This is a genomic window from Thalassobacillus devorans, from assembly GCF_900176565.1.
Taxonomy (GTDB): domain Bacteria; phylum Bacillota; class Bacilli; order Bacillales; family Halobacillaceae; genus Thalassobacillus; species Thalassobacillus devorans_A.
Genome location: NZ_FXEH01000005.1, coordinates 597,973 through 615,402, shown reverse-complemented (window position 1 = coordinate 615,402; position 17,430 = coordinate 597,973). Strand labels below are relative to the sequence as shown.

The window sequence follows — 17,430 nt, the reverse complement described above, 5'->3', positions numbered from 1 at the left end:
TTAAAATATTTTTACACAGTTCTCTTTATTGTTCAATGAAAATTCGGAAAATATGGAAGATTAAAGTTGGCACGCGTTTTGCATTAGTTATTATTGAAACGTTTGTAGAGGGGAGGATTTTATGAAACGTCATCATGATGTGGTCGTTATTGGAGGAGGGATCATCGGGGCAGCAATTGCTTATTACTGTTCGAAATCAGGGATAAACATCACCGTCCTTGAAAAAAATGAACTGGCAAGCGGTACCTCTTCCCGTTGTGATGGAAATATCCTTGCGATCGACAAAGACCCTGGTTTCGATAGTCAGATGTCATTAAAAAGCCAGGAGCTTGTCCATCAATTGAACGAGGAATTGGATATTTCCTTTGAATATCGTAATCCCGGAAGTATTCTTGTTTGTGAAAACGAGCAGGAGTTGGAGGCAGCTCAACAATGGGTGGATCAACAGCAGGCTGCCGGGCTTGACTTCTGTATGCTGGACCGGGAAGATTTGCGCAATGAATCCAGGTATTTTGCAGATGATCTCTATGGCGGGCTGGAATGCAAGACAGATTCTACAGTGAACCCCTATATGCTGACCTATTCCATGTTCGATGGTGCAGTCAGGCAAGGCGCAGACATCTATACCAAAACAGAAGTGAAGAATGTTTCCAAAGATGCAACGGGCAGCTTCGTCATTGAAACCAATCAGGGAACCTTGACCGCCAATCAAGTTGTCAATGCGGCAGGCGTATGGGCGCCAAGAATTGGCGAGATGCTCGGGGTTTCTATACCGATTGAACCAAGAAAAGGGCAATTGATCGTCGCTTCGCGGGAACAGCCGGTTGGTCTAAGAAAAGTGATGGAGTTAGGCTATCTGATTTCCAAGTTTGGCGGGGAACGGATCGTTGATCCATTAACGGACCAATATGGCGTAGCCCTCGTATTTGAACCGACGGAAAGCCAGAATTTTTTGATTGGCAGCAGCAGGGAGTTTAACGGCTTTGATCTTAAGGTGAATCAGGAAGTGACTCGCTGTATAGCGAAAAGGGCGATGCGCTTTTATCCTGGCATGGCCGATATGACCGTTATTCGTACTTACGCCGGGCTCAGGCCGTGGACAGAAGATCATTTACCGATCATATCTCACGTAGACGAAGTACCAGGATTTTATGTAGCGGCTGGTCATGAAGGAGATGGCATCAGCCTGGCTGCCATCACTGGAAAAGTAATGGAAGAGATGATTTCAGGAAAAGAAACGTCCATCCCGATGGAACCATTGCGCCACGACCGCTTCAAAGAAAGGGTGACAAACTAATGAATTTCCAGCGGTTGTTTACTACTATTGATACCCATACAGGCGGTAATCCGACGAGAACCGTATTAAGCGGTGTTCCCGAATTAAAAGGCGAGACGATGTCAGAAAAAATGCTGTATATGAAGGAACACGAGGACTGGGTTAGGAAGTTTTTAATGAATGAACCGCGGGGGCACGATGTCATGTCCGGCGCGGTCATGGTGCCTGCCTGTCACCCCGATGCTGATTTTGGTGTCATTTACATCGAGACAGGCGGTTATTTACCGATGTGCGGCCATGATACGATCGGCTTTTGCACAGCTTTAATTGAAGCAGGGATGGTGGAAGTAAAGGAGCCTTATACGTATATTGCTTTGGACACTCCAGCTGGTCTTGTGAAAACCAAAGTTAAAGTAAAAGACCGAAAAGCGATCGATGTCACCTTTAATAATGTCTCGTCTTTTTTACTGAAATCGATTGCGATTGATGTGGAAGGAGTCGGGCATGTGGAATGTGATATCGCTTATGGCGGCAATTTTTACGGCATCATCGATGCACGAAAATTAGGATTAGAATTAACAACCAATCGTGCCTCAGAAATAGTCAATAAAGCGATAGCAATCAGAAATGCTATCAATGAAACAGAAGAAGTGGTTCATCCGGAATTTCCTTTTATTAACGGATTGACCCATATTGAATTTTTTACAGATCCTGTTCACCCGGAGGCCGACCTGAAGAATACCGTCGTGGTGCCGCCCGGGGGGATCGATCGTTCTCCATGCGGGACAGGTACTTCTGCTAAGCTTGCAACCCTATTCGCTCGTTCCGAAATCGGGGTAAGGGAGCCATTTGTTTACGAAAGTATCGTAGGGACATTGTTCCGAGCTCAAATTCTTGAAACCACAGCCATCAAAGAATACCCTGCCGTCCTGCCAGAGGTGACAGGTTCTGCCTGGGTGATGGGAATGCACCGGTTTTTTTACCAGGAAAATGATCCATTGAAAGAAGGATATTTAATGATTCCACCGATGGAAGGACATTAGAGAGGAGGATTTGTATGAATGTAGAAAAGATGTTTGCCGCCATTGATACCCATGTGGCGGGGGAAACATTCCGGATAGTGGTCCATTCCGCTCTGCAACTGAATGCGCAAGATCTTCAAACCAGGAATGAGAAACTGCTGGAGAAGTATGAACAGGAGCGATCGCTGTTATTAAATGAGCCGAGAGGCCATCGTGCCATCAATGGTTGTATTGTCACCCCATCTGCGACAGCGGACTATGGATTGCTGTTGGTTAATCATGAAAATCATAGCCACTTCAATTACAGCGGAGTGGTGGCCACGTTAACCGCCTTACTGGAAATGGGGAATTTAGACATAAAAAAAGATGGCAGTTATCAAGTGGAAACCAGTAATGGCGTTTATGATGTGCAGGCGGAATGTGAGGGAGATGTAGTGGAACAGGTGACGGTGGAGAGTGGGCCGTGTCAGCTGGTCGAATCACAACCGGATTATCATACGGTAGCTGTTGAAGAGTCGAGACATTACCTGGTCTACCCGCTGCCTGAATCGATTCCTTCTATTACCATGGACTATTATTATTCGATACTTGAGTGGGGGAGCCGTACAGCAGGAAGTTTACCAGAGGATTCAACTGTCCAAGGAATTGTTTTACTGGAAAGATGCTCGGACGGGGAAGTCCGTTCGGTAACGTTTGACCTGGAAGGTGCAATTGTCCGGTCACCTGGCATCGATACGACATTTGCTATTTATACTGTTTTGCTTCAAGAAGGTGAAAGCTTGCGGCATTTAGTCAATTACAGTATTTTTGGAAGTTTTCTAAAGGCAAGTCGCCTGCCTGGTTCTTCGGTTCGTTTTTCCATACAGACACGGGCGTTCGTAACGGGGGAGCACCAATTTATGTATGACAAATCGGATCCTTTGGCCCAAGGTTTCTTATTAAAGTGATTGTTTTCTTTACCGGTTTGTGAAAGCGATTGCTAATTATTTATAAAAAGGGAGAGTGACACATGGATACCGAAAAAAGATTACCCAAATTGTCGGAGGTCGTCTTCGTATTAGTTTCTTTCATCGTCATTATGTTTTTGTTCGTGGTACAGTTTGGCATCCCTATCCAATTAGCCTTATTGACTACCTGGTTTGTCATTATGGCGGTTGGACTCAAGATCGGATACAACTATGCGGAGATGCAGCAGGGGATAATGAAAGGCATCTATGACGGGCTAGAAGCTGTACTTATCCTAATTTCTGTCGGGGCTTTGATTGGTACGTGGATTGCCGGCGGGGTTGTTCCGAGCATCATCTATTATGGATTATCGATCATTGATCCTTCTATTTTCCTGATGGCTTCCTTCATCATTTGTGCAATTACTTCCTTAGCCACGGGAACATCGTTCGGATCTGCAGGGACAGCAGGAATTGCCATGATGGGGATCGGCGAAAGCTTTGGCTTTCCACTTGCCTTAGTTGCAGGAGCTGTCATTTCGGGCTGTTATGTCGGGGACAAGTTGTCACCATTATCCGATACGACCGTCATGACTGCTTCTCTTTCTAAAGTGAACCTGATCGAGCATATTAAGTCCATGCTTTATGTCAGTGCTCCAGCGTTTGTGGTTGCCGGTGTGCTCTTCTTAAGCGCAGGGTTTATCTCTCATGACCAAAGCGGCGATTTGAGTCAGGCAGAACAGACGATGGTCTCGCTGAATGAGTACTTCAACATTTCCTGGTATATGATCATACCCGCCGTTCTTATCATTACACTATTGGCACTGAAAAAACCATCGATACCAGTCATTCTGTTTGGTGCGCTGCTCGGATCCATTTGGGCATTCCTATTTCAAAACATGCCTCTTCTGGACGCCGTTAACAGCTTGTATTCAGGTAACAATATCGAATCCGGTGTAGCTTTCATCGATAACCTCCTGAACCGAGGCGGAATTGAGTTCATGCTAGGAGTCATCGTGCTCATTATTTTTGCCCTTGGGGTAGGCGGATTAATGGAAAAAATCGGGATTCTAAAAATGATTTGTGTGACGATGCTTTCCTGGGCAAACAATGCAGGGAAGACAACGTTGACCACCATGCTGTCGGGATTTTTCGGTAACTTCTTTGGCGGAGCTGCTTATGTATCGATTATAACGGCCAGTAAAATTACAGAGGAGAACTATGAACGGCTCCATATCGACAGGCGGGTATTATCGAGAAATACAGAAGCCGGAGGAACAGTGACAACACCGATGGTTCCCTGGTCTGATGGCGGTGTATTCATGGCAGCTACGCTGGGCGTTTCTACGCTTACGTATCTTCCATTCTTATGGTTCAACTTTTTAGTAGTCATCATTTCACTTGTTTATGGTTTTACCAATAAATTCATCTGGTATACCAAAGAAATCGACCATACGAAGCAAGAACAAAAAGCTATCAATTCTTAAGGGAAAGAGGAGGAATTTATAATGAAAAATTTAGAAGGTGCGTTTCCGGTATTAATCACACCGATGTATGCAGACGGAGAAGTAAATGAACAAGGTCTAAGAGAAAATATTGATTATTTTATCCGTCAAGGTGTTGCGGGTATTGTCGTCAATGGCAGTACAGGGGAGTTTGTCAGTTTAACGAAAGAAGAAAAGTTTAGGATTACAGAAATAGCTGTAGAACAAGTGAATGGCCGTATTCCATTGGTTGTCGGCACGGCTGCCGAAACAACGCAGGATGCGATTATGTTCACGCAACAGGCGGAAGCTGCCGGGGCAGATGCAGCTTTACTGATCAACTCCTATTATGCTCATCCAAAAGATGAAGAGATTTATGAACATTTTAAAGCGGTAGCGGAATCTGTTCGATTCCCGATCATGATCTATAATAACCCGTTCACCTCAGGGGTCGATATTGGGACAGAAACGATATTAAACGTAGCCAGAGATGTGGAGAACATTACTCATATCAAAGAGTCGAGTGGGGACATTCGCAAAGCTCGGGATATTGCCAAACAAGGAAAAGGATATCTCAACACATTTTGTGGGTCGGATGACTTGGCACTAGAATCCTTTTTGGTAGGGGCTACCGGGTGGATCTCTGTAGCTGGAAACATCGCTCCAAGACTTGTCACTGATTTATACAACGCTGTGCAAGAGAACAATCTTGACCGCGCATGGGAGTTGTATGATCAGATTCTACCGTTATGTAACTTTATCGAAGGATCCGGAAAGTATGTGCAAATTGTCAAACGAGCCATGGACCTGCAAGGGCTGGCAGGTGGTCCATCGAGAAGACCGCGCCTGCCGCTGACGGAAGAAGAAGATGCCACTTTACAGGAGATTCTAAATCAGCTTACAGCAAATGCTAACCAGGAGGGGATTAAATGATTACATCTAATATTGAATTAAAACCAAAGGTGAAAGCTTTTTTGGAAAAGAATATTGAATTGTATATTAATGGCGCATATACTCCTTCCAAAAGTGGGAAAACATTTAACGTCTATAATCCGGCGACAGAAGAGGTGCTTGCAAAAGTAAGTGAGGCTGAAAGTGAAGATATTGACCTGGCTGTCCAGGCGGCAAGACAAGCATTTGAGCATGGAGAATGGTCTACGATAGCTACTGCTGATCGTGCTCATCTTATCTACAAGTTTGCCGATTTATTGGAGCAAAACAGAGAAGAGCTGGCCCAGCTTGAGTCCTTGGATAACGGGAAACCATACGCCGTTGCACTGGAAGATGATATTGACGGCACCATTGAACATTTCCGCTATTATGCTGGATGGGCTACCAAAGTGCTTGGTCAGACAACACCACTGTCACCAGATTATTTGAATTACACCGAGCATGAACCTGTAGGAGTGGTCGGCCAGATTATTCCATGGAACTTTCCATTGTCTATGGCGTCATGGAAGCTCGGGGCAGCACTGGCAACGGGATGTACATCTGTATTGAAACCGGCAGAACAGACTCCACTTTCTCTTCTGTATGCGGCGCGTCTGTTCAAAGAAGCTGGTTTCCCTGATGGGGTCGTCAATATTGTGCCTGGATTTGGTGAAGTTGCTGGGGAGGCGATTGTCAATCATAAACAAATCGATAAGATTGCGTTTACCGGTTCCACTACAGTCGGAAAGTCTATTATGCGAAAATCAGCCGACCACCTCCGACATGTAACGCTTGAATTAGGAGGAAAATCACCGAACTTGATTTTGGAAGATGCTGATATTGAAAAGGCCATAGACGGTGCTTTCGGTGGCATTATGTATAACCACGGACAGAATTGCAGTGCTACTTCACGTGTCTATGTTCATCGCAAGCATTACGAGCGTGTAGTAGAGGAGCTCTCCGAACGAGCCAAGGCTACTAAGCTTGGACCAGGTATGGATGAAAGTACGGAAATGGGTCCACTTGTTTCTGAAGAACAACGGGATCGTGTACTTGACTATATACGCATTGGAAAAGAAGAAGGAGCCCGTCTTGTAGCTGGCGGGGAAAGAGCATATGATAAAGGGTATTTTGTACAGCCGACTGTTTTTGCAGATGTAGAAGACGAGATGCGGATTGCGAGGGAAGAAATCTTCGGCCCTGTCGTCGTGGTGCTGCCGTTTGACACGACGGAAGAAGCGGTTCGCCGTGCTAATGATAGCGAGTATGGACTGGCTGCAGCGGTCTGGACGGAAAATATTCGAACCGGGCACCAAGTTGCTCGTCGTTTGAAGGCAGGAACGGTGTGGATTAATGACACCAACCAGGAAAGCCCTGCAGCTGCATTTGGGGGGTATAAGCAATCAGGAATAGGCCGTGAAATGGGCACTTATGCCTTAGATAATTATACAGAAGTCAAAAGTGTTTGGGTGAACTTGAAATAAAGCTAAATGAATACTTGAACAGGCACCTTCTCGATGGAGAAGGTGCCTGTTTAAGTTTCATGTATACGTGTTTTCTTGTAACCATTTTGGTTCAGAAACTTGAGGTTTTCCGGAGGTTGCAGTACGAACACAATCCTCTATGCTTCCAAAATAAACGTTACAATCTACAAGTCCTGGAGCGTAGTGGGCATATTTTGCTGAATTAGTCATAATGGTTTGTGTATGTTCAGGAATAACTGGTCTTTCAATCATGCACCAGCAAGTATCTGTAATGAATTCTGCTCCAAATCTTTCTATTTCATCTGTTAACCCTTGCTTTCTAGCTTCCTCATAGACATATCTGCTTGTTGTAATCAATACGTTAACATCCGGATGCTTCCGTTTCCCCCGGCAAATATCAGCGAGTTTTGAACATTCCGAAATTGAAAAGTGCGGATTACCAAAGGCGATAAGATCAATTTTCTGATCGTTTGCTGTATTCAATTCTTTCCAAGCATTTTTCAATTCTTCCATTGTTACTTTCCAGTGTTCTGTAAGAGTTTTCTGCCCCAGCGCTTCCTCTACAGTTGGTGCTTCTGGTGTAACTCCAACTATATGAAACATTCCTACCGCTCCTGATGTAGCAACAGCTGCACCGAATGCCTTTAAGTCATCGCGAGTAGGTTTGTAGTTGAGACCATGAACCACTGGAACTTGAGACTCCACTTTCCCGCCCACTAAATACCCTAACACTGGAAAAAAAGAATCATCTATATGGTCAAGACCTGGCAATTCAACTAACACATCGCCTAAACGCTCTTCATCTAAATGATAACCTGATAACGGGGCTCTCCCTGTTAATGCAGCACATATATCCATAAAATCCGGATAGCGGTTAGTTCTTGCTCCTATCACACTATTGGCGAAAACTACTGCGTTGGACTCTGCCCATGCAATATGTTCTCCAAAGTTTGGCTTTTCAGGCAATTGGTAAGGGGAACAAGTGAAGGATGGTTTTGCACCCATTTGTACGTATGCTTGGGCTAACCGATTAGCTAATTCTGCAAAACCTGAATCCACACCCTGTTTTTTCCACCTTTGCTGGTCAACAGAGATGGAGTTTAGTGTTGTCGGAACAGAGACTTCCCCATTTAAGTCTGCTAATGTTTCTGCGAATTTAAGACTAGCCTCTCCTGTATAAATGCAACCGTCAATATGAGCCTGAGAAATACCAATTAGCTGTTTTGCTTTTTGTACATCAGCCATTCTTACAATAATTTGCATGGCGATTTGTTTAGCCTTACCTTCTTTTCCTTCTAAAAGACGTTTATCCCACTCTGATAATTTAATGTTCGACACAACTAGCACCACCCATGTATTGGATTTTCTAATAGGATTAAATATAAATCTACCAATATTAATTAATGATTGATGACTACTTTTCCATCTTCAGAGACTTTTATATAGCTTGCTTTTTGAGCCAAAGCAAAATCGGGTCCGTTAAGTGCAATGATCGGAAGCTTCATTTTAAATATTTCATCTGCCACAATGGCCCCTAATGAGATGATTTCATCCACTTGTTTTAAAATAATAGCACCCGGAGAATTGTGCGAATAGATGGCCTGAAGTAGAACCATACTTCCAGTACAAGAACCTCGGCCTGCAGGCAAGACAAAAACCTTCCCATTTAGATTTTCACCGTAAAGTGGGTGATGGTGATCAATAATATCACCCGTTTCAGAATTGTATCCTCCCCAAAAACTTAAGGGGACATCCGTTGCAATAACCTCTCCCTCTCCTTTTCCTGCGACGATAACGTTTCCTGTTACATGTTTTGCCTGATTCAACGGTCTCATCGATTCATCCATAAGTTCATTGTTGTTCTCCATTATGAATTCCCACCTTTGAGATAATTTTAAAGAGTGTTTGGATTTACCACATTCGATTGGTTAAATAAAATGTTTTCACCTTTCTTTAATGTCAATTCTTACTTGTTCTATTGGAATTTTCTATTATTTTGTTTTCCACCTCCCCAAAAAATCAGTTATGAAAAATCTATTATGCTACTATACTTGCAAGTTTCGTGCCAATCGTTAAGATGCGTAATTATATACTATTTCAATTTTGATATAGAAGATATTTATTGATGACATTTTTACACAAGTGTTTAAAAATGTATTTTATTAAACATGCAGTTAGCAAAAAGGGGCAAAGTCAAATGCCACTATATTGTTCTTAGTGAAAAGTGGTATAGGAAAAAAATGGGTATTACAAGCCACCCTTGAAGAATACTTTCCATTCATTTTATTCATCTATGTTATTTTTCACTATCTCTTCTACCTCCCATAGAAAGAAGTCCATTGAGTTATGATAGAATACTTGTAAAGTAACTGCGGGATAGGGGGAGAGGGCTTGGCTCATTCACTTGATTTGAATTCTTTTTTTCAAGAAAAGGAATATATAGAAGATGTTTTTTCTTCGATGAGAGAAGGAATCATTATCGTTAATCAGGCATATGAGGCAATTTACCTGAATGAAGCAGCCACAACGATGGGCTTCAAAGAAAATGCGGTAGTCGGGCGGAGTATATTTGATATTTTTCCTGATTTAAATCAGGAAAATAGCACGATCATTAATGCTTTTCATACGAAACGACCTATTAAAGAAAAAATACAAACATTTGTAACCTATCGAGGGGAAAGAAAGACAACAGTAACGTCTACCTACCCTATTATTAGAGGGGAAGAGGTGGTAGGCGTATTTGAAGTCTTCTCGGATATTTCTGGTTTGAAAGACATGTCCGAGAAATTACAAGAGATAAATAGAAACGAACATTCTCCAGGCTCCATTGCTAGTGATGATACATATACTATGGAACAAACTATAATTGGAGAGAGTCCTGCCATAAAAAAAGTGAAAGAAACGATAAATATGGTTGCGTGCAGTCCTTCACCAATTTTGATTTACGGAGAAACAGGGACTGGGAAAGAGCTGATTGTGCAAGCGATTCATTCAAAGCAAAACGGACCCCTTGTAACCCAAAACTGTGCGGCTATTCCGGAAACGCTGCTGGAAAGCATTTTATTTGGCACAGCTAAAGGAGGGTTTACAGGGGCTGAGGATAAGCCTGGATTGTTTGAAGCAGCTAATGGGGGAACGCTTTTCCTGGATGAAATCAATTCCATGCCTATTACTTTGCAAACAAAAATTCTTCGTGTCTTGCAAGAGGGAAAAGTGCGAAGAATAGGGGACCATAAGGAAAAAGCCGTTGATGTAAGGTTGATTTCTGCTTTGAATGTCAGGCCGGAAGAACTTTTGGAAAGTGGGGAGATGCGTCAAGATTTGTATTATCGATTGAACGTTTTGTATCTCGAGGTACCTCCACTACGGGAGAGGAAGGAAGACCTCCCATTATTGGTTGACTATTTCATTCGTTCTTTTAACGATAGATTAGGAAAAAAGGTAACGTCAGTTTCCGAAGATACGATGGCATTTTTCCTTGATCATGACTGGCCTGGGAATGTACGAGAGTTAAGGAATATGATAGAGCGGGCCATGAATTTATCGAACCGTGAGCAAATTTGTTTGGATGATGTTCAGCCACATTCCGTTTTAAGCATGCCGAAACCTTCTAAAGCAGAAGGTGCTGACTCTACGGAACGGATATTATTAAAACAGGAAGTTCAACGATTGGAAGCAGATTTGATTAAGAAAGCATTGAGAAAAACTAACGGTAACATTTCCCGAGCTGCAAGAGAATTGGATATCCCCCAGCAGACTTTAGATAAGAAATTGAAGAAATATCATCTGAAAGACTATATAAAAGAAATAAAAACTACTCAAAAATGAGTGAATTTTTGAGTAGTTTTTTTAGTAATTACAAGGCTGACTATTCTGAAAACACCGTAATTTAAACATTTAAAAAGTTGGCATGTAACTTGCAAGTATTATAAGAGAAAAGTAAATTTTGAATAAAAAGGAGGAAAATGAGTGGAAGATTCCGTACCATTTCTTGTCACATTCCTTTATATCATTGTACCGGTAGTAAGCTTGGTTCTTACGGGGGTCTTATTGAAATGGACGAAGAAAAAGGAGGCGGATAAACAGACATGATCACTACATTTGTTATTTATTTGATAGCAGTGTTCGCAATTGGTGTAGTGGCTGAGCGATTCATAACGAAAAGCGAAGCAGGCTATTACCTGGGTGATCGCAGCTTTGGGCCAGTGGCAACAGCCATCAGTGCTGGAGCTACCGATACCAGTGGATGGATTTTCATTGGTGCTGCAGGGGCTTCCTATGTTGGTGGGATTTCCACGATGTGGATGCTTCCGGGTTTTGTTATCGGTTACTTTCTAAACTGGTTCATCGTGGCCCCGAAGCTGCGAAGGTATGGGCAGGAGAAGAATTGTCTTAGCCTGGCAGACTTTTTTGAAAAGCGGTTCTATGATAAAAGCCACCTTTTGAAAGTGACAACCAGTATCATTATAGTGATTTTCTTTGTTGCCTATATGGCTTCCCAATTGACGGCTGCAGGAAAAGCGCTGGATGCTATTGTGAACTTAAACTTTAATACAGGACTGGTGCTTTGCGCAGCGTTTGTTTTAGGGTATGCCGTCTTTGGTGGATATCGCTCTGTTGTTTGGACAGATGTCATTCAGGGATTCATCATGATGGGAGTATTAGTTTTCTTCCCGGCCTACATGATCATCCAGCTAGGTGGGTGGAATTCATTCTTCAATCAGGCAGCCAATATCGATCCTATGCTGCTGTCCTCAACAGGTGGAGCGACAGGGGCGTTAGGTTTCGGTGTGTTAATCGGACTTATTGGCTTCGGGTTAGGTGAGCCGGGCCAGCCCCACATAGTGCAGCGATTCTTATCTGCGAAAGATGACCAATCAATCCGCCAAGGCACATTCATCGCTATGATTTGGGTCATAATCGTTATGACTGGCTCTAACTTACTTGGATTAATTGGGAGAATCATGCTTCCCAATCTCAGTGATGCGGAATATGTTTTTCCACAACTCACATCAGATATTATGCCGCCTGTGGTTTCCGGTATTGTAATCGGCGCGATCTTCGCTGCTATCCAGTCAACTTTCTCTTCCCAAGTGATGGTAGCGACCCAGGCTATTGCGAGTGATATCTTTAAGAGTGTTGTTAAAAAAGAATTTACAGACCAACAGTACCTGAAGATCAGCAGGGTAACGATGGTTTTGTTAGGAATAGTAGCAACCTCTGTGGCGTTAATGAATATCCAGGCTGTGTTCACGTTAGTATTATATGCCTGGGCAGGACTGGCTTCAGCTTTTGGTCCATTGCTCATATTAAGCTTATATTCAAACACTGTCACGAAGTGGGGGGCGTTTTCAGGAATGCTCGCCGGAGCATTGACTGCCATCATTTGGGTAAACACCCCTTACGCCGCATACCTTTATGAACTAATACCAGGAGTTATTGTATCCTTTATCGTCATTATCGTTGTCAGTAAGCTGACTACATCAACAGCAGAGGAAGCAAATAATATCGAACAAGTTAATTAAGGAGGAATTTTTATGCCAACAACCTATAAGACAGGAAACAATGTACCGATCCAATCACCGCTATTTCCAGACCCTTTTGTACCATATGAGTGTAAAAATAACCAAACAGTAACTGCCATATGCCGGACTGATGAAGCTATTATAAAAAAATACCTGGAACAAACTCCATTTGAGTATGTTGATAATACGTTCATTGTCACTGTATCTGATTTTGGAAACTGTAATAAAGGAGCATTTATTGATTGTGCTGTCGTCATTCCAGCAAGGTATAAAGACACCGTTGGAGGACAATACCTGTTTGAATACGAAAATGAAGATTTCGCGATTGCTGCAGGGCGTGAGTTATGGGGCTATCCAAAGAAATATGCGGAACTATCCGTTGAAAGAACAGATGGTAAAGTGGTGGCTAGTGCAGTGAAAGCTGGAAAGGAAATCATTCGACTGGAATTTGGTCTAAATAGCGAAGCGGTATCGCTTCCTGAATTGAAGTTGACCCCTCACCTCAACTTGCAAACCGTTCCGCACCCAGGAGGTGGAGTGTTATACCAAAATGTTATTGCCAGAGATACTACTCCAGATTTCGAGCTATCTTCAAGCCAGACAGGAAGCATTTCCGTCAAGATGGGTGGAGATAAAACTACACCTTTAGAAGACCTTCAGCCTAAGGAGATTTTAGGTGGCACGTATACCGTGGGTGACTTTTATGCAACCGAGGAAAATGGCTGGGGGAAAATCATTGATCGGTTGAAGTGAAGTAGTGACAAAGTAGAAATGGTTTATGAGCTTAAGATGCAAGTGGAACAAATAAAAAGCATATTAGGAAAAATACGTTTGACGGACTATATTTCGTTGCCTGCCCCCGGTGTGTTGGGGGCAGGCAACTTTTATTAGTAAGGGAGGAATTATACTAAAACCAGTTTCTTTTTGCTTCGCTTCTCTGCCCCGGTTTTTACAGCATCAACAGCTGTTTGTTATTTGCCATCTAAATATTAATTAGAGAGCTCTTCAATAAGATAAGACTTTAAACAAGGGCTTTGTTCTAGTCAGTTCCTTTCGCAAGCGATTCCAGCCTTTTTTTATAAATTTCAAAAATTTATTGACTATTCTGAAATATTGTATTAACATGTATGTAACCGGTTACACATGTTTGATAATGCTGTTGTGATATCTGAATATTTTAATGTGTAACCGATTACACAAACAATTGAATAAGGGAGAGTTCGGGTTGGTAACAATAAGAGATGTCAGCAAGTTATCTGGTTGCTCAGTTGCTACAGTATCAAGAGTAATTAACAAGTCAGGGTATGTGAGTGCTGATGCAAAACAAGCGATTCAAAAAGCTATTAAAGAACTAAATTATAAGCCAAATACAATTGCGAGAAGTCTTTCTGGTAAAAAAACTTATACTGTGGGACTTATCATTCCGGATATTATGAACCCATTCTTTCCTGAAATTGCGCGTGCAATTGAAGATGTTGCAAGTGAAATTGGCTATACCGTGTTACTTTGTAATACGGATGACAATCTTCAGAAAGAAAAAAATTATATTGATGTTCTTCAAACAAAACAGGTTGACGGTATCATCATTGCCTCCTACACCATTGACGAACAACAAATCCTAAATTTATACCAGGATCGATTCCCTGTTGTCGTTCTAGATAGGATTTTTCATTCTTCTAACATCCCCGCCATTGTTTCAAAAAACAGAGAAGGTTCTTATATTGCTGTAAAGCATTTAATTGATCAAGGTTGTAAAAAAATTGCACACATAGCTGGCCCTTTTGAAGTTTATGCTTCCAGAGAAAGGTTCGTTGGGTTCGAAGAGGCGTGTAAGAAAAATACATGCTATCTACCTAGTCTTATTTCTTACCAAAATGGTTTTCATGTTTCACATGGTTTCGATGGAATGAACGAATTACTAGACAAGGACTCCGAAATCGATGGTGTTTTCGCAGGGAATGATTTAATGGCGCTTGGGGCTCTTAAGGCATTAAATAAAAGAGGTATAAGCGTGCCTAAGGATATCAAATTAGTTGGTTTTGATAATACTTCGCTTTCTGCAATGACAATACCAAGCATCACAACTATAAAACAACCAATTTATGAAATTGGAAAAAGAGCGATGAATACTTTGTTATCAATAATTGATGGTAAAAAAGTTGAAAAATATGTAACCGAATTAGATGTAGAGCTTATTAAAAGAGAGTCTTCTTAGAAAATTAAATGGAGGGGGGAAGGGTGATGTATTATTCAGAAATCGTAGTGGTAGGAAGCTTAAACATGGATATTGTAATTAAAGTAGATAATAGACCGAAAATTGGAGAAACCATTCACGCTGAAAAGGTTTTTTATAGTTGTGGTGGGAAAGGTGCAAATCAAGCATATGCCGCAGCAAAGTTGGGAGGGGAAGCGCTCCTTATCGGAATAGTTGGAAATGACGACTTTGGTAAAACCCTAATGGCAAACTTAGAGCAAGCGAAGGTTAATACGGAATCAATTCATACTGCTGCTGATGCCACAAGTGGCGTTGCTATCATCACCTTAGATAAGACGGGGGAAAATAATATTATTCTAGGCACTGGTGCTAATGGTGCTGTAAACAAAAGCTACATACAACAAAATAAAGAATATATACAAAACGCAAAACTACTAGTAATTCAATTAGAGGTTCCTTTAGAAGCGGTAAAAGAAGCTATTCAAATCGCTTTTGATAATCAAATCCCTGTACTTCTCGATCCAGCACCGGCACAAAAGTTGCCTTCGGATTTACTAGAAAAAATAGATTTCATAACTCCAAATGAAACGGAATTGACAAAGTTAACAGATGTTGAAGTTATTGATTTAGATTCAGCGATAGAAGCTTCAAAACAGCTTATCAATAAAGGGGTTAAAAACGTTTTTGCGAAATTAGGTAAAGAAGGAGTAGTTGTTGTTAATTCGGATCTAACCTATTTCCATATCGAAGGACATATAGTTGAGGTCAAAGATACGACATCAGCCGGAGATGCTTTTGCGGGGGCGTTAGCAAAGAAACTTGTGGATCAAGTTTCTTTGAAAGAAGCGGCTATTTTTGCAAATGAAGTAGCGGCAATGACAGTTACAAAATATGGCGCTCAAAAGTCAATCCCTAGTTTAGAAGAGTTAAATTCGATTGAAAATAAATCCTATAAAATAATGGAGGGATAAAATGATTATTGCAATCGGAGGAGATCATGCCGGATACCCGTTAAAGGTAGAGGTTATTAAATATTTAGAATCTGAAGGACATACGGTCAAAGACTATGGCAGCTACGACCCTAACCCAGTTGACTTTCCAGATATCGCTCAAAGTTTATGTCAATCCTTAAATAACGGAGAAGCTGAACGAGGTATTATGGTTTGTGGCACGGGCGTAGGAGCTGCCATTGCTTCCAATAAGATTCCAGGTATCCGCGCGGCGGTGTGCCATGATATTTATTCTTCTCATCAGTGTGTAGAGCACGACAATGTTAACGTAATGTGTTTAGGTGCACAAATTGTAGGCGATGTTTTGGCTAAAGAATTAATAGATTCCTATCTTTCAGCAGAGTTTAGCACAGAGGAACATTTTCGAAGAAGAGTAGAAAAGCTAGCTCAAATGGATCGTAGAAATTAATATAGGGGGAGTGTATAAAATGGCTACTCTACATTCAAAAATCAAGGGATGTATTGCAGGATCACGAATCGGATCTTCTATGGCAATGCCTACAGAACACATGCCAATTGACGATATTGATAGAAAATATGGGCGAATTGAAGAGTTGAGATCTGTAGAACAAAATGCTAAAAAATTCCGGTGGCCACATGGTCCGGAAACTCGTAAGAAACAATTTACTTATATGGAGGGTTCCACTGAAGATGGAATTGAGAGGCAGAAGCTTATTGCTGATGCCATTATCGAGAGACAAGAAAGAATTAATATCCATGATTTAGCACGGAGCTGGCAGCGAAATATCACAGAAGATAAATTTGGATATGCACTTCACTGGAGTGATAAGCAATTCTTCGACATGTTGAACGCCGGGATGCCGCCAAGTTATATTGGTTTATTCAGTCAATGGCCAGAAATTGTGACCTTTGCAAGAGGTTGTCACCCAATTGGTTTAATTAATGCAGGAAATCCTACTCAAGCAGAAGATGATGTATACAACATAGGGGGTATCTATCACCAGATTAATGGAACAGGGATGCAAACAGCTGCTGCGTATGCTGCAGGCATTGCGGAGGCATTGAAACCAAACGCCACTGTAGAATCCGTAATTAATGAAGTGCTTAGTCGTCTTGATAATTTTGTTAAAGAAGAATTCGAAACCGTTTTTGATTTTGCATATGGTTATGAAGATATAAAGGACATGAGAAAAAAGATTAATGAATATTTCATTTACAAATATGGTGAGAGAAAAAGTTCAGGTGAGGAAGTTGTATCACGAGGGTTAGCAATCTTCATTAAAACTAATGCTGATTTAAAGGCATCCATAATAGAAGCAGTTAACTTTGGAAGAGATACAGACTGTACTGCTGCTATTGCAGCTGGTATGGCGGGTGCGCTTTCTGGGGCAGAGGGGCTTCCACAAGGATGGATTGAACAAGTAGATAAGGCAACAGCGTATAATCGAAATGTTACTGTTTGTACAAGAACAATTGATGAAACCGCAGATGGTCTTTATAAAGCATTAGATACAAGTCTTAAAAATAAAAAAATGCAAGTTGATTTGTTTTCAAATCAACTAAACAATTAATAATTGCA

At 41.7% G+C, this 17,430-nt stretch carries 16 protein-coding genes; 14 read left to right on the top strand and 2 right to left on the bottom strand.

Annotated features, from left to right (window positions below):
* Positions 1–121: 121 nt before the first annotated feature.
* From B9Y67_RS07685 to B9Y67_RS07660, 6 genes are all read left to right on the top strand, one after another.
* Positions 122–1,297 carry an NAD(P)/FAD-dependent oxidoreductase gene (locus tag B9Y67_RS07685; RefSeq protein ID WP_085506157.1) on the top strand — a complete coding sequence of 392 codons (1,176 nt, stop codon included), beginning with the start codon at positions 122–124 and terminating at the stop codon, positions 1,295–1,297.
* The gene (locus B9Y67_RS07680) at positions 1,297–2,319 is read left to right on the top strand and encodes a proline racemase family protein (protein ID WP_085506156.1); all 1,023 of its coding nucleotides are present in this window, start codon (positions 1,297–1,299) and stop codon (positions 2,317–2,319) included. The genes B9Y67_RS07685 and B9Y67_RS07680 overlap by 1 nt, the downstream gene beginning before the upstream one ends.
* 14 nt (positions 2,320–2,333) lie before the next feature.
* A complete protein-coding gene (locus B9Y67_RS07675; protein ID WP_085506155.1) occupies positions 2,334–3,245 on the top strand; it encodes a proline racemase family protein in 912 nt (303 codons plus the stop codon).
* Positions 3,246–3,307: 62 nt separating this feature from the next.
* Positions 3,308–4,729 carry a Na+/H+ antiporter NhaC gene (gene nhaC / locus B9Y67_RS07670; RefSeq protein WP_085506154.1) on the top strand — a complete coding sequence of 474 codons (1,422 nt, stop codon included), beginning with the start codon at positions 3,308–3,310 and terminating at the stop codon, positions 4,727–4,729.
* Positions 4,730–4,750: 21 nt separating this feature from the next.
* On the top strand, positions 4,751–5,659 hold the full coding sequence (gene dapA, locus B9Y67_RS07665) for a 4-hydroxy-tetrahydrodipicolinate synthase (RefSeq protein WP_085506153.1): 909 nt from the start codon (positions 4,751–4,753) through the stop codon (positions 5,657–5,659).
* Positions 5,656–7,140 (top strand): aldehyde dehydrogenase family protein, encoded by a 1,485-nt coding sequence (locus B9Y67_RS07660; protein ID WP_085506152.1) that lies wholly within the window; start codon positions 5,656–5,658, stop codon positions 7,138–7,140. The genes dapA and B9Y67_RS07660 overlap by 4 nt, the downstream gene beginning before the upstream one ends.
* Positions 7,141–7,197: 57 nt before the next feature.
* Here the strand turns inward: B9Y67_RS07660 and B9Y67_RS07655 are convergent, their stop codons facing one another.
* Positions 7,198–8,478 (bottom strand): aconitase X, encoded by a 1,281-nt coding sequence (locus B9Y67_RS07655; protein WP_217807566.1) that lies wholly within the window; start codon positions 8,476–8,478, stop codon positions 7,198–7,200.
* A gap of 62 nt (positions 8,479–8,540) precedes the next feature.
* Entirely contained in the window at positions 8,541–9,008 is a 468-nt protein-coding gene (locus B9Y67_RS20870) for an aconitase X swivel domain-containing protein (RefSeq protein WP_217807565.1), read from the bottom strand.
* Positions 9,009–9,531: 523 nt separating this feature from the next.
* On the opposite strand from B9Y67_RS20870, the gene B9Y67_RS07650 reads away from it, so the two are divergent.
* From B9Y67_RS07650 to B9Y67_RS07620, 8 genes are all read left to right on the top strand, one after another.
* Positions 9,532–10,968, top strand: coding sequence for a sigma-54 interaction domain-containing protein (locus B9Y67_RS07650; RefSeq protein WP_085506151.1), 1,437 nt, complete (start codon positions 9,532–9,534; stop codon positions 10,966–10,968).
* Positions 10,969–11,109: 141 nt separating this feature from the next.
* A complete protein-coding gene (locus B9Y67_RS20985; protein WP_254901744.1) occupies positions 11,110–11,232 on the top strand; it encodes a hypothetical protein in 123 nt (40 codons plus the stop codon).
* Positions 11,229–12,665, top strand: coding sequence for a sodium/proline symporter (locus tag B9Y67_RS07645; RefSeq protein ID WP_085506150.1), 1,437 nt, complete (start codon positions 11,229–11,231; stop codon positions 12,663–12,665). The genes B9Y67_RS20985 and B9Y67_RS07645 overlap by 4 nt, the downstream gene beginning before the upstream one ends.
* A 12-nt stretch (positions 12,666–12,677) precedes the next feature.
* On the top strand, positions 12,678–13,418 hold the full coding sequence (locus tag B9Y67_RS07640) for an acetoacetate decarboxylase family protein (protein ID WP_085506149.1): 741 nt from the start codon (positions 12,678–12,680) through the stop codon (positions 13,416–13,418).
* Between the two features lie 472 nt (positions 13,419–13,890).
* Positions 13,891–14,880 (top strand): LacI family DNA-binding transcriptional regulator, encoded by a 990-nt coding sequence (locus B9Y67_RS07635; protein ID WP_176223934.1) that lies wholly within the window; start codon positions 13,891–13,893, stop codon positions 14,878–14,880.
* A gap of 26 nt (positions 14,881–14,906) precedes the next feature.
* The gene (gene rbsK, locus B9Y67_RS07630) at positions 14,907–15,851 is read left to right on the top strand and encodes a ribokinase (RefSeq protein ID WP_176223933.1); all 945 of its coding nucleotides are present in this window, start codon (positions 14,907–14,909) and stop codon (positions 15,849–15,851) included.
* 1 nt (position 15,852) lies between these two features.
* Positions 15,853–16,299, top strand: coding sequence for a ribose 5-phosphate isomerase B (rpiB, locus tag B9Y67_RS07625; protein ID WP_085506146.1), 447 nt, complete (start codon positions 15,853–15,855; stop codon positions 16,297–16,299).
* A 19-nt stretch (positions 16,300–16,318) separates the two neighbouring features.
* The gene (locus B9Y67_RS07620; RefSeq protein WP_085506145.1) at positions 16,319–17,422 is read left to right on the top strand and encodes an ADP-ribosylglycohydrolase family protein; all 1,104 of its coding nucleotides are present in this window, start codon (positions 16,319–16,321) and stop codon (positions 17,420–17,422) included.
* Positions 17,423–17,430: the final 8 nt, after the last annotated feature.